Here is a 13,116-nt window from a genome sequence, read left to right as displayed (position 1 = left end):
CCGCTCAGAAGCGATGTTCAGTGGCCCACTCTACTTGCTGCTACTACTGGTACTTGCTTGGGTGTGCCGAAACTCGAAGGATCCCGGAGTGATCGCTTACGGGATGGCAACTCAGAAGAACTTGATGAAGACAGGTATTTCGCTGCTGCTGTGTGTTCCTGCTGCATTCCTCTTCATCGGTTTCGTTGCCCCACCTTTCATCATCGCAACTTCATCGGTATATCTGCTGATGTCAGCAGTCAAGGTTGAGCGGGGCGATGAGCGCTAACAAGTTGTTCGACTCAAAGTGCCAGTACTCCCATTTGCATTGCGCGCTGGCTTCCCACCCACCGGTCGCCTTGATGTTGAGTGTCTGCTTTCATTTGCGGTGACCGACTGCTCCTGGCCGTATGCCGCCTTTGGCAGGTGATAGCGAGCATACCGTCACCTCTGCAACCCCAGTTCTTTGATGAGGCTTCGGTCGGGGAAATTTGGGGGATTCTGTTGGTCAGGGCTGTACATGACAGTACGAATTGAGTCGGAACGGACGGCTTTCAACTGTGTAAAATCAACGACTTGCAGGCGGCTTGGAAACTACGAACCAAGGGGTCGTGGGTTCGATTCCTGCCAGCCGCACCAATGTTTAAAGCCTGCAATCGTGAGATTGCAGGCTTTTTCATTTGTCCAGGCGCTTTGCGCTGATTGGAGAGTTCTGGCAATGAGCAAGGCTTTTACCAAGGAAACCGACAGTGCTGACGATGACGAAGGATTGGCACTACCTCCTTTGCCACCGGGCGGTAAAAACTACATCACCCCGTCTGGGTATGCGCGTCTAAGGGCGGAGCTGTTGGATCTCATCGACAACGAGCGGCCGAAGATTGTGGATGTGGTGCACTGGGCTGCCAGCAATGGAGACCGGTCTGAAAACGGCGACTACCTCTACGGCAAGAAGCGTCTGCGCGAAATTGATCGGCGCATCCGTTTTTTGACCAAGCGGCTGGAGATTGCCGAAGTGGTGGATCCCAGTTTGCATGCAGGCAGTGAGCAGGTCTTCTTTGGGGCTACCGTCACCTACTCTGACGACGAGGATGGTGAGCGCACGATCACCATCATGGGCATCGACGAGGCCGACAGCCGTATGGGTCAGGTCAGCTGGATTTCACCTGTGGCCCGGGCGCTGCTGAAGGCGCGCGTTGGGGACGAGGTGCAGTTACCCACGCCGGGCGGAGTGCGCCATTTGGAGGTGGTGGAGGTGCAGTACCCACCTCGTAGTGTCGCTACGTAACCCGTTCGCACACAGACGCCGAGCTGCGCGTCTGTTGTATCGACGTCAGGGCTTGGTGTCGTGCTGAGGTGTCAGGGTTGTGGAGTAATCCTGGCTGCACGCAGCACAGCCTGTGTGCGGCGCAGGTTGCGCAATGCCAGCTCGAGATGGGCCTGATCGCGAACCGCCACGATGAATCGCAGATCCGTGGTGTCCAAGGCCGCCTCATCGTCCATGTCCACGTGGGTGATGTCGGCCTCTGAATTGGCAAGCTCCGCTGCCACGCGTGCCAGCACCCCCTTGCCGTTGTTCACGGTAACGACCACGCCCGTTTCGAACATTCGGGTGGGCTCGTCCGACCAGTCCACGGCAATGAAGCGTTCGCTGTCTTTATGCTGCAGACGTTTGGCGACACTGCAATGTGCGTTGTGCACGACCAGTCCCTCACCGCGGCCCAGATAACCGACGATGCTGTCGCCCGGCACGGGACGGCAGCAGGTGGCATATTGCACAGAGGCATTCTCGCTGCCATCCAGCGTGACGGCCCCTTGCGACAGGGTTTCGTGAGATGTGTAGCGCTCACGAGTCATAAGCAGAGCATCCGGACGGTGGCCATGCTCCGACATCAGCACCATCAACCGTTTGGCGACGATGCTGGCAATGCGTTTGCCCAGGCCCAGATCGGTCATCAGCTCGCTGCGCGTGCGATTGCCGGTGAAGCGCAGCAGCTTGTCCCACAGCGGTTGGGTCTCAGCGCTGACGGGGGGCAGTTGTTCGAGGCCTTCCGCTCGGATGGCTTGGGTCAACAGTTTTTCACCCAGCCCTTCGGACTCGGTTTGGGCCAAGGTTTTGAGGTAATGGCGGATCTTGGACCGTGCCCGGCCCGTGCGCACAAAACCAAGCCACGCTGGGTTGGGTGTGGAAACGGGGTCGGTGATGATCTCCACCACATCCCCGTTCTTGAGTTCGGTGCGCAGCGGAACCTGCTCGTTATTGATCTTGGCGGCGGTCGTCCGGTCACCCACATTGCTGTGAATGGCATAGGCAAAGTCCACCACCGTGGCGCCGCGCGGCAACGCCATGATCTGGCTTTTGGGTGTGAAGACGTAGACCGCATCGGGAAACAGGTCCACCTTGACGTGATCCCAGAACTCCGCCGCATCCCGTGTTTCGTTCTGTATGTCCAGCAAGGACTGCAGCCACTTGGTGCCAAGGCGCTCGGCTGCCGTACCTTCCCCGTCCTGGGCCTTGTACAGCCAGTGTGCTGCCACGCCGGCTTCGGCAATCACGTGCATCTCATCGGTGCGCATCTGGAACTCGATGTTCACGCCCGAGGGGCCCACCAGGGTGGTGTGCAGAGACTGATAGCCGTTGAGTTTGGCAATGGCAATATGGTCCTTGAACTTTCCAGGTACCGGCTTGTACATCTGGTGCAGTACACCCAAGGCGGTGTAGCAATCGGTCACAGTCGGCACGATGACTCGAAAGCCGTAGATGTCCGTCACCTGGGCAAAGCTCAGGTGCTTGAGGTCCATCTTTTGATAGATGGCATACAGCGTTTTCTCGCGGCCTGCCAGGCGCACCTTCATGCCGATCTTGGAGAAGGCGGCATCCACTTCGGCCTGCACCTTCTGAACCAGATCGCGCCGGCGGTTGCGGGATTTGTTGACGGCCTTGGCCAGTGTGGCATAGCGCCAGGGGTGCAGGTGTCGGAAGGCCAGGTCCTGCAGCTCACGATAGGTCTGATTCAGGCCCAGGCGGTGAGCAATGGGCGCGTAAATTTCCAGCGTCTCGGACGAGATGCGGCCCCATTTGCTGCGCGGCATGTCCGACAGCGTGCGCATGTTGTGCGTTCGGTCGGCCAGCTTGATGAGGATGACGCGTACATCACGCGCCATGGCCAGCAGCATTTTGCGAAACGACTCGGCCTGATTTTCTTCGCGAGTGTTGAACTGCAGTTTGTCCAGTTTGGTAAGGCCATCCACCAGTTCGGCCACCGGGGCGCCAAACCGGTCGATCAGGTCGGCCTTGGTCACGCCGCAGTCTTCCATGGCGTCGTGCAGCAGCGCGGCCATCAGCGCCTGGGCATCGAGCTTCCAAGCCGCGCACTGCGCAGCCACTGCAATAGGATGGGTGATGTAGGGCTCACCGCTGTTGCGCAGCTGCCCCAGGTGGGCTTCGTCGGCAAAACGGTACGCCTGGCGCACCTGCTCGATGCTGACGGCGTCCAGGTAGTCCAGGCTATCGGTCAGTGCTGCGAAGCTGGCCGCAGCCGCATTGGCGGCCGCAGCGGCTGCCGATAGATTGCCTGCCGGAGATAGGTCACCCGGGCGGGGCTGCGTTGCAGAAGGTGAATTGAGCACCGCGTTCATGCCTTAAATGTAGCGCGGGACTGCGCCAGAGGGCTTTCGGGCAAAAAAAAGCACCGCTGGCGCGGTGCTTTTGGGTGGGCATTGCCCAGCAGAACGTTCAACCGGGAACCTTCTTGAGCATCTCCAGACCCACTTTGCCTTCGGCGATTTCACGCAGGGCAGTCACGGCGGGCTTATTGCGGCTTTCGATGCGTGGAGCATGGCCTTGGCTGAGCATGCGGGCGCGGTACGTGGCGGCCAGTACGAGCTGGAAGCGGTTGGGGATCTTTTCCAGACAGTCTTCTACGGTGATGCGTGCCATCGTTTACTCCGGGATTCAGGTGATATTGAGCGACTGGAAGGTGTCAGCACGGGCGCGGCGCTGGGCGGCGTACTTGAGTCGCTGGGCGTGAACTACGGCTTTCAGGTCGAAAAGCGCGCGCTCAAACAACTCATTGATTATAACGAAGTCGAATTTGCTGACCTGGGCCATCTCGATGGCAGCATTTTTGAGGCGTACCTCGATGACATCCGCAGAGTCTTCGCCCCGCCGCTCCAGCCGCGATCGCAGTTCTTCCCAGCTGGGCGGGAGGATGAAAACCAGTACCGCATTGGCAAATGCCTGCTTGATCTGCAGTGCGCCCTGGAAATCGATTTCCAGAATCACATCTGAGCCCTGGGCAATGCGCTCTTCAATGGCTTTCTTGGAGGTGCCATAGCGGTTGCCGTGCACATGGGCCCATTCGACAAACGCGTTGCCTTGCACCATGGCATCGAACTCGGACTCCGACGCGAAGAAGTATTCGCGGCCATGCTTTTCCTGGCCGCGGGGCGCACGGGTGGTGTGAGAGATGGAGGGGTGGACATGCGAGTCCAGCTCCAGCAAGGCCTTGACCAAGCTGGATTTGCCGGCACCACTGGGTGCTGCCACGACGATGAGATTTCCTGGATAGTCCATGGTTGATGTGCGCCAGGCGCTATCAAAAAATGAGTGTTATTCGATATTTTGCACTTGCTCGCGCATCTGCTCGATCAGCACCTTCATGTCCACGCTGATGCGGGTGAGGTCGAGCGCGGCAGATTTGGAGCCCAGCGTGTTGGCTTCGCGGTGGAGTTCCTGGATCAGGAAGTCCAGGCGTTTGCCCACTTCGCCGCCTTTTTTCAGCAGGCGCTCGATTTCATCCAGGTGCGAATCCAGCCGCGTGATCTCTTCTGCCACGTCGATGCGGATGGCAAACGCCGTGGCCTCGGTCAATGCGCGGTCACGGGCAGCCTCGGGGAGGGTAGAGCCGTCGGTGAGGGCCATCGCCTCTTTCCAGCGCTCCATGAAGCGCAGGCGTTGCTGCTCCACCAGCAGCGGAACCATGGGGACGGCCTGTTCGGCCAAGGCCCGCAGCTGCTTGACGCGATCCAGCAGCATGGTCGCGAGGCGCTTGCCCTCACGTTCGCGGGCGGCCAGCAAGGCGGTCAGGGCTTCTTCGGCGAGGGCCGGAACGGCTTCGCTCCAGTCCTCGGTGCCCGAATGTGCATTGGCACACAGGCGCAGGGCGTCGGCCACGGTGAGGGGGGCGGCGCTGGGCAGCCAGGCCTTGACGGAGTCCTGCAAAGAGTTGAGCCGCTGCAGCAGTCGCGCTGGCGGGTCTTGCAGGCTGTTGCTGTCGTCGGTGTCGAGGGCGGCTCGCACTTCGACCTTGCCGCGTTTCAGGCGCGCTGTGAGCAGGCTGCGCAGCGTGGGCTCCATGGCGCGCAGCTCGTCAGGCAGGCGAAACGACAGGTCCAGAAAGCGGCTGTTGACGGATCGGATTTCCAGTCCCAGCCGGCGCGTCTGGGGGGCGCGGGCGTCGGTTTCAGCGCCAGTGGCAGATGCGCCATGCTGTGCGCTGGCGTATCCGGTCATGCTGTAAACTGGCATTGGACTTTTTGATGGTTGCTTGCGATCCGGCGATTATCCGGGTTCCGCCTTACCCCCGAATCATCTTCGCAAAATATGTCAAAAATCAAACCGGCCCCCTTGCCGCCCGATACCGCAATTGGCGGTTACCGTGTGGTGCGCCGGTTGTCCTCCGGTGGTTTTGGTGTGGTCTATCTGGCCCTCGACGCCGAAGGCCAACAGGTGGCCATCAAGGAGTACCTTCCTTCGTCCCTGGCGACTCGCGCTCCTGGTGAGTTGCTTCCGAAGGTGCCGCCCGAAAAGCTCTCGCTGTACCGCCTGGGGCTCAAGAGCTTCTTTGAAGAGGGCCGCTCGCTGGCGCAGATCTCGCACGCCTCCGTGGTGAGCGTGCTCAATTTCTTCCGCGAGAACGAAACCGTTTACATGGTGATGAACTACCTGGAGGGCGCGACCCTGCAGGACTTCATCATCACCGCCCGCGACCTCAAGACACAGAAGGTGTTCCGCGAGTCCACCATCCGCTCGTTGTTCGACGAAGTGCTGCGCGGCCTGCGCATCGTGCACCAGCACAAGATGCTGCACCTGGACATCAAGCCCGCCAACATCTTCATCACCGACGACAACAAGGCCGTGATGATCGACTTCGGCGCGGCGCGCGAAGTGCTGAGCAAGGAAGGCAACTTCATCCGCCCCATGTACACCCCCGGCTTTGCTGCGCCCGAGATGTACCGGCGCGATTCGCAGATGGGGCCGTGGACCGACATCTACGCCATCGGCGCCTGCATTTACGCTTGCATGCAGGGCTTTCCGCCCAACGAGGCGCCGCAGCGCGTGGACAAGGACCGCCTGTCGCTCGCCCTGACCAAGTTGCGTGGCGTGTATTCCGACAACCTGATCGAGGTGGTGGAGTGGTGCATGGCGCTTGACCCGCTGTCCCGCCCCCAGTCGGTGTTTGCCTTGCAAAAAGAGCTCAGCCGTGAGGGTGAGCGCCGCTACACCAAGCTCACGGTGGCCGAGAAGATGCGGCTGCAATTGGACACTCTGGTGTCTGACACCAAGAAAAATGTGCAGAAGGTGGGTGAAGCCACCGGTATCGGAGCCAAGCCCAAATGAACCAGACGCACGCAATGCGGGTTCGGGCGAGGTACATGTCCACGGATGGCGCCCGGGTGCATCCTTTTTTGCGTGAGTCCTTATGAAGTTCTCGGTATTCCAGATCAGCCGCCGTGGCGGCCGCGAGAAGAACGAAGACCGCATGGGCTATTGCTACACGCGCGAATCGGGCCTGTTTGTATTGGCCGACGGCATGGGTGGCCACCCTGAAGGTGAAGTGGCTGCGCAGATCGCGCTGCAGACCATCTCGGCGCTGTTCCAGCGCCAGGCCAAGCCCCAGCTCAAGGATGTGCAGGAGTTCCTGTCCGGCGCGTTGCTCGCGGCACACCACCAGATCCTGCGCTACGCCACAGAGAAAGGCATGCTCGACACACCGCGCACCACCTTGGTCGCGACGGTGTTGCAGGCCGGTACCGCCACCTGGATCCATTGCGGAGACTCGCGCCTGTACATGGTGCGCGATGGCGATCTGCTGACCCGTACGCGGGACCACTCGTACATGGAGCTGCGCAACACGCCGCCCCCTGGTCTGGACAAGATCAACCGCAACGTGCTGTTCACCTGCCTGGGTTCGCCCACCAAGCCCATTTACGACATCACCGGCCCTGTGTACCTGGAGCAGGGCGACCGCATTCTGTTGTGCTCAGACGGCCTGTGGGGCACGCTCAGCGACGAAGACATCGCCAAGCAGCTGGGCCGCAACACCGTGTCGCACGCTGTGCCCGAGCTGGTGGAAGATGCCCTTCGCAAAGCCGGGGACAGCAGTGACAACGTGACCGTGGTGGCTCTGGAGTGGGAGACGCCAGATGCGTTCGAGTCCACCCAAGGGGTGTCCACGGACAGCATCAGCGACGACGTGTTTGCGTCCACCATCCAGGCGGGCCCGCTTGATGGGCTGGTGGATGACCTGGACGATGCGGCCATCGAGCGGTCGATCGCCGAAATCAACGAAGCCATCCGTCGCTCTGCTGCCCGCAAGGCCTGAACTGCCATCGGCGCTGTGGGTTGCATCCAGGCTCCCTCCATGCGAATGCATGGAACCAGGTTTTTTCGCCTTCCATCGCCCACCTCATGACGCAGGTGGGCGACCCGCTCCATACAGAGAATCACATGACCACCTTCATCCGCACCGGCAACCGCGCCGCCAACCAAATGCGCCCTGTGCGCATCACGCGCCACTACACCATGCACGCCGAAGGCTCGGTGCTGATCGAGTTTGGCAACACCAAGGTGCTCTGCACCGCCTCGGTGGAAGAGCGTGTGCCCCCGCACAAGCGCGGTAGCGGCGAGGGCTGGGTCACGGCGGAGTACGGCATGCTGCCGCGCGCCACCCACACCCGCAGCGACCGCGAGGCCGCACGGGGTAAGCAGACTGGCCGCACGCAGGAGATCCAGCGCCTCATCGGCCGCAGCCTGCGCGCCGTGTTTGACCTTCAACTGCTGGGCGAGCGCACCATCCAGCTCGACTGCGACGTGATCCAGGCCGATGGTGGCACGCGCACGGCTGCCATCACCGGCGCCTGGGTCGCGGCCCAGGATGCGGTCAACCAGCTGCTGGCCAGCGGCAAGATCACCCAGTCGCCGCTGCTGCAACCCGTGGCGGCGATCTCGGTCGGCATCGTGCAGGGCACGCCGCTGCTGGACCTGGAATATGTGGAAGACGTGGATTGCGACACCGACATGAACGTGGTGATGACCGGCGCGGGCCACTATGTGGAGGTGCAGGGCACGGCCGAGGGCGTGGCCTTTACCCGTGCCGAGATGGATCAGCTGCTGGGCCTGGCCGAACAGGGCATTGCCCAACTGGTGCAGCTGCAGCAGCAAGCGTTGCAAAATACTCCTTAATTGATAGCTGCTGGCGCATATTCCACTAGCGCTTGCGGCCGTTTTGATTATGAAAATTGTTCTAGCATCCAACAACCGCGGCAAACTGGCAGAGTTGCAGGCCATGTTTGCGCCCCTGGGCGTGGAGCTGGTGCGCCAAGCCGATCTGGGCGTGGGCGAGGCCGAGGAGCCCTTCCGCACCTTTGTCGAAAACGCCCTGGCCAAGGCACGGTTTGCATCGGAGCACACGGGCCTGCCGGCGCTGGCCGACGATGCCGGCATGTGCGTGGATGCCTTTGGCGGCCTGCCTGGCGTGGACACGGCGTATTACTGCACCCAGTTCGGCTACGAGAAAAGCGACGACAACAACGTTCGCGCTTTGCTGGAGCAACTGCAAGGCGTGACCAACCGCCGCGCCGCCATGGTCAGCTCCCTGGTCGCCGTGCGCAGCCCGCAAGACCCCGAACCGCTGATCGCCGTGGGCCGCGTGGTGGGCGAGATCACTACCGAACCCCGGGGCAGCAACGGCTTTGGCTTCGACCCCGTGATGTTCATCCCCGAGTTCGGCAAGACCTTTGCCGAGCTGCCCGTGGAGGTGAAAAACGCCCACAGCCACCGGGGCCGTTCGGCCGCGCAGATGCTGGCATTGATGCGCGAACGTTGGTTGTAGAAGGGCGCTGAACGTGGTTCATATTCCGATCACGCCGCAGGGCGACGCCGAACCCGCTGTGGTGCGTGACATCCAGCACTACATGCGCCCGGGCCTGCTGCAGCTGCCCAGCCTGCCGCCGTTGTCGCTGTACGTGCACCTGCCCTGGTGCCTCAAGAAATGCCCGTACTGCGACTTCAACTCGCACGAATTCCGCGCGGGTGCCAGCACCGGCGCCGAGGTGCCCGAACAGCGCTACATCGACGCCCTGATGGCCGACCTGGAGGCTGCGCTGCCGTTGGTCTGGGGTCGGTCCGTGCACAGCATCTTCATCGGTGGCGGCACGCCCAGCCTGTTCTCGCCTGCCGCCATCGACCGGCTGATCGGCGACATCCGCGCCCGCCTGCGGCTGGAGCCCGATTGCGAGATCACGATGGAGGCCAACCCCGGCACGTTCGAGAAAGACCGTTTTCGCGCCTTCCGTGCGGCGGGCGTCACACGCCTGTCGGTGGGGGTGCAGAGCTTCAACGACCAGCACCTCAAGGCTCTGGGCCGCGTGCATGACCGCGCCCAGGCGATGGCGGCGGTGGAAGAGGCCGCCGCGTCCTTCGACACCTTCAACCTCGACATCATGTACGCGCTGCCGGGCCAGACGCTGCCAGAGCTGGAGCAGGACCTGCAAACGGCGCTGGCCTTCAAGCCGCCGCACATCTCCATCTACCACCTCACCATCGAGCCCAACACCTACTTCGCCAAGTTCCCCCCAGCCATCCCCGAGGACGACCAGGCCTACGCCATGCTTGACCGCATCACGGAGATGACGGGGCAGGCGGGCATGGCGCGGTACGAGATTTCTGCGTATGCGCAGCCGGGCCACCAGTGTTTTCACAACACCAACTACTGGCAGTTTGGCGACTATCTGGGCATCGGCGCGGGCGCGCACAGCAAGCTGAGCTTTGCGCACCGCGTGGTGCGACAGGTGCGCTTTCGGGACCCCGCGCGCTACATGGACAACGCCCTGGCAGGCCATGCCGTGGCGCAGGACGACGAGGTGCGCCGCGCCGATCTGCCGTTTGAGTACATGCTCAACGCCCTGCGCCTGCGCAAAGGCTTTGCGCTGCAAGACTTCATGGCCCGCACAGGCCTGCCTTTGACCGCCATCGCCAAGGGCCTGGAGGTCGCCGAGCGCAAGGGCCTGATCGAGCGCGACATGGCGCATGTACGGCCTACCGAGCGGGGCTTCGACTTTCTGAGCGATCTGCAGGAGCTGTTCCTGGCGGACTGACGGAGGCCCCGTCAAAGCCGGTTTACGATCTCCCGGGGATTGTTGGCAGGCCCCCAGACCAGTCAGCAGCCGGGGGCAAGCTCAGCCACACTTTGCCGCAAGGATGCGGCCATTGCCGTCTACCTCCAGGTTCAGCCGCTGGGTGTCGTATTCCTTGGTGATGATTTGCCCTGGGCGCAGGATGCGCGCCGTCTGCGCGCCCGAGCGCTGCCGTGCAGACTCCACGATCGATGCCGTGCTGTTTTGTCCCACTGCAAACTGCGCGGGCTGGGCATTGCACATGCCTCCAGGCGCCGCGCCTGTCGGTGCCGTGCTGGCGGGTGGTGCGGGTGTTTGTCCGTAACCCGCACACCCAGTCACAGCTGCTCCCAGGGCCAGGCAACAGGCGACGGCAAAAGGGGTGGTTTTTTTCATCATGCGGCTAGCTCCGGGGTACAAAACACCCACCATAGCGGAACGCAGGCGCGACAGGGTTCCGGTCACGCTATGGATCAGTTTCCAGCCGTAACGACGACGGGGCCTGGCATCTGCGCTGGTCTCGGTTGGTTCTTGACTTGCATCAAGGTTTTGTGGTGCTAGCACAACATAAACCGCTGCCTTCAGCTTGTCCGTGGACCTCAGACGGTTTGCTGTAAGGACGGTTCCGCACAATGAAGCGACCGGCGCTGTGCGTCGGCGTTGGCAGACCCCTTGCCACCTGGGCCAGTGTGTTGCACGGGCTTGTGCTGACAGTGCCGTATCCAACCTCCTGACCATGCCTGACGCTTCTCGCCTCCGCCTCATCCGTGCCCTGGGTGACACCCTGGATGGTTTGGACGTGGCGCTGTGCGCGTTTGACGACAGCGACCGCACGGTGGCCTGGAACAGGACCTTCTTCAAGTTCTTCCCGGAGCACGAGGGGCATGTGTACGAGGGTGAGCCCTACGAAGCCAACCTGCGCCGCTTCTATAACCAGCGGCTCGATGCCCAGGAGCTGCCCAACATCGAGCGCTACATCACCGCCGGGGTCGAGCGCCACCGGGCGCAGACCCGCCCCTACAGCTTCGATCACCGGGGGCTGCGCGTGCATGTGTCGTCGTTGCCCATTGAAGGCGTGGGGCGGGTGCGCGTGTGGCGTGCCGAGGCGCTGCCGGTGCAGAGCGCGCAAGCCACGCTCGCTACGCCGGCCGAGGCCGACATCCATGAGCCCGGCTACCTGCGCAGTCCGCTGTTTGAAAGCTCCGAACTGTTTGACCGCATTCCCGATGGGCTGATGATCTGTGCCGAAGATCAGCGCATCCAGTGGGTCAACCAGCCCTTTATGCAGATGTATAGCCTGTCGGACCGTACGGCTGCCGCGGGTAAAGCGTTCGACGAGGTGTACCGCCACGCCTGGTCCGTCGAAGGCCAGGGAGATATGGCGCCTTTTTACGACGGCCTGTCGATCTTGCAGGAGCACATGCGTTTTGCTGGGGCGCCGTTTGAGGTGCCCTTGCCCCGCAGCCGCTGGAGCCGCGTCATCGCAAAGCAGGGCAGCGACGGCACGGTGTTCTACGCCCATGTGGACATCACCGAGCTCAAGCGCCAGCAGCGCTTGCTGGCGCAGGCCGAACGCAGCGCCCGCGACAGCGAGGCGCAATTGCGGGAGAAATCCATCCTGCTCGAAGCCACGCTGGAGCACATGGACCAGGGCGTGGCCAAGATCAGCGCCACGGGGGTGGTCGAGCTGTGCAACCGCCGGGCCATGGAACTGCTGGACCTGCCGGCCGAGCTGATGGCATCCAAGCCCACGCTGGTGAATGTGCTGGCCTACCTGCGGGCTCGTGGCGAATTCCAGGGCGCATCGCAGGAAGTGCAGGACCTGCTGCGACACAGCAATGGCGGGGTCGATCAGCCCCAGGTGTATGACCGTCCCCGGCCCGATGGCCGCATCCTGGAGGTCCAGACCGTGCCCATCAAAGGCGGCGGCGCGCTGCGCACCTTCACCGATGTCACCCAGCGCAAGCAGGCCGAGCAGCAGATCCGCCATGTGGCAGAGCACGACGGCTTGACGGGCTTGCTCAACCGCACCGCCTTTTTGCAAGCATTGCAGGCCGCAGCCACCGACGTGCACCGGTCGGGCCGTGGCTTCGCTGTCTTGTACGTGGATCTGGATGGGTTCAAACCCGTCAATGACCGCCACGGGCACGCCGTAGGTGACCAGTTGCTGGTTTGGGTGGCCCGGCAACTGACGCAGGCCGCGCGCGAGGACGATGTGGTGGCGCGCCTGGGCGGCGATGAGTTCGCGTTGCTGCAGCGGGGCGTATCGGACGGTGACAGTGCGTACCGCCTGGCCGACCGCCTGGTTCAAGCCCTGGGCCGGCCCACCGAGATCGAAGCGCATGCGCTGCAAATCGGCGCGTCCATCGGTATTGTCCTGTCGCCCGGTGACGGCACCGAGGCCGAAGAACTCCTGCGCAAGGCCGATTCCGCGATGTACCTGGCCAAGGCCACGGGGCGGGGCTGCGCAAGGATTTACGGAACGTGAACGTAGGGCTGTCCGGGCGCTTAACCCACGATCCCTTTCTGCTGCTGATCGACGGAGCTTGGAGGAATCGGTCCTGTCCTACATGCCCACATTGGTCACCGTCCTAACATTGGTCTGTCGATTCCCTCGACATCCCTCCCGCTTGCATCGCGCAAGTGTTAAGCCCGCAGCCTGCGGGCTTTTTTTTGCCCGCCCTAAGGCATCAACACGGGGGTGAAAAAGCGACTGTGCCGTAGGCCTTTTGCCGAGCCGCG

13 protein-coding genes are annotated in these 13,116 nt (G+C 62.4%); 8 read left to right on the top strand and 5 right to left on the bottom strand.

Going from position 1 to position 13,116, the window contains the following annotated elements; all coding sequences use genetic code 11:
* Both ATF69_RS23120 and greB read left to right on the top strand, forming a co-directional pair.
* The coding region (locus ATF69_RS23120) for a hypothetical protein (protein WP_208758760.1) at positions 1-268 on the top strand (268 nt) is incomplete at its 5' end.
* 429 nt (positions 269-697) lie between these two features.
* A complete protein-coding gene (gene greB, locus ATF69_RS22005) occupies positions 698-1,264 on the top strand; it encodes a transcription elongation factor GreB (protein WP_121943654.1) in 567 nt (188 codons plus the stop codon).
* A gap of 71 nt (positions 1,265-1,335) precedes the next feature.
* Here the strand turns inward: greB and ATF69_RS22000 are convergent, their stop codons facing one another.
* The 4 genes from ATF69_RS22000 to ATF69_RS21985 form a co-directional block, all read right to left on the bottom strand.
* The gene (locus tag ATF69_RS22000) at positions 1,336-3,615 is read right to left on the bottom strand and encodes a RelA/SpoT family protein (protein WP_146872282.1); all 2,280 of its coding nucleotides are present in this window, start codon (positions 3,613-3,615) and stop codon (positions 1,336-1,338) included.
* Positions 3,616-3,712: 97 nt separating this feature from the next.
* On the bottom strand, positions 3,713-3,916 hold the full coding sequence (rpoZ, locus tag ATF69_RS21995) for a DNA-directed RNA polymerase subunit omega (RefSeq protein ID WP_005794722.1): 204 nt from the start codon (positions 3,914-3,916) through the stop codon (positions 3,713-3,715).
* A gap of 15 nt (positions 3,917-3,931) precedes the next feature.
* Positions 3,932-4,552, bottom strand: coding sequence for a guanylate kinase (gmk, locus tag ATF69_RS21990; protein WP_056060545.1), 621 nt, complete (start codon positions 4,550-4,552; stop codon positions 3,932-3,934).
* Positions 4,553-4,588: 36 nt separating this feature from the next.
* A complete protein-coding gene (locus ATF69_RS21985) occupies positions 4,589-5,491 on the bottom strand; it encodes a YicC/YloC family endoribonuclease (RefSeq protein ID WP_146872281.1) in 903 nt (300 codons plus the stop codon).
* Positions 5,492-5,581: 90 nt separating this feature from the next.
* Between ATF69_RS21985 and ATF69_RS21980 the strand changes: the two genes are divergently transcribed.
* From ATF69_RS21980 to hemW, 5 genes are all read left to right on the top strand, one after another.
* Positions 5,582-6,598 (top strand): serine/threonine protein kinase, encoded by a 1,017-nt coding sequence (locus tag ATF69_RS21980; protein ID WP_015012787.1) that lies wholly within the window; start codon positions 5,582-5,584, stop codon positions 6,596-6,598.
* 82 nt (positions 6,599-6,680) lie between these two features.
* Positions 6,681-7,583: a PP2C family protein-serine/threonine phosphatase gene (locus tag ATF69_RS21975; RefSeq protein WP_146872280.1), complete on the top strand. Its 903-nt coding sequence runs from the start codon at positions 6,681-6,683 to the stop codon at positions 7,581-7,583.
* Between the two features lie 125 nt (positions 7,584-7,708).
* On the top strand, positions 7,709-8,443 hold the full coding sequence (gene rph / locus ATF69_RS21970; protein ID WP_146872279.1) for a ribonuclease PH: 735 nt from the start codon (positions 7,709-7,711) through the stop codon (positions 8,441-8,443).
* Positions 8,444-8,492: 49 nt separating this feature from the next.
* Positions 8,493-9,092 (top strand): RdgB/HAM1 family non-canonical purine NTP pyrophosphatase, encoded by a 600-nt coding sequence (rdgB, locus tag ATF69_RS21965; protein ID WP_146872278.1) that lies wholly within the window; start codon positions 8,493-8,495, stop codon positions 9,090-9,092.
* Between the two features lie 13 nt (positions 9,093-9,105).
* On the top strand, positions 9,106-10,356 hold the full coding sequence (hemW, locus tag ATF69_RS21960; protein ID WP_146872277.1) for a radical SAM family heme chaperone HemW: 1,251 nt from the start codon (positions 9,106-9,108) through the stop codon (positions 10,354-10,356).
* An 81-nt stretch (positions 10,357-10,437) separates the two neighbouring features.
* Here hemW and ATF69_RS21955 read toward each other — a convergent pair whose 3' ends face one another.
* On the bottom strand, positions 10,438-10,770 hold the full coding sequence (locus ATF69_RS21955; protein WP_369882092.1) for an I78 family peptidase inhibitor: 333 nt from the start codon (positions 10,768-10,770) through the stop codon (positions 10,438-10,440).
* Between the two features lie 340 nt (positions 10,771-11,110).
* Between ATF69_RS21955 and ATF69_RS21950 the strand changes: the two genes are divergently transcribed.
* Positions 11,111-12,862: a diguanylate cyclase domain-containing protein gene (locus ATF69_RS21950; protein WP_146872276.1), complete on the top strand. Its 1,752-nt coding sequence runs from the start codon at positions 11,111-11,113 to the stop codon at positions 12,860-12,862.
* Positions 12,863-13,116: the final 254 nt, after the last annotated feature.

Source organism: Acidovorax delafieldii (assembly GCF_007993815.1).
In the GTDB taxonomy this organism is placed as follows: Bacteria; Pseudomonadota; Gammaproteobacteria; order Burkholderiales; family Burkholderiaceae_C; genus Acidovorax; species Acidovorax delafieldii.
This window is presented reverse-complemented; position numbering and strand designations above follow the sequence as displayed.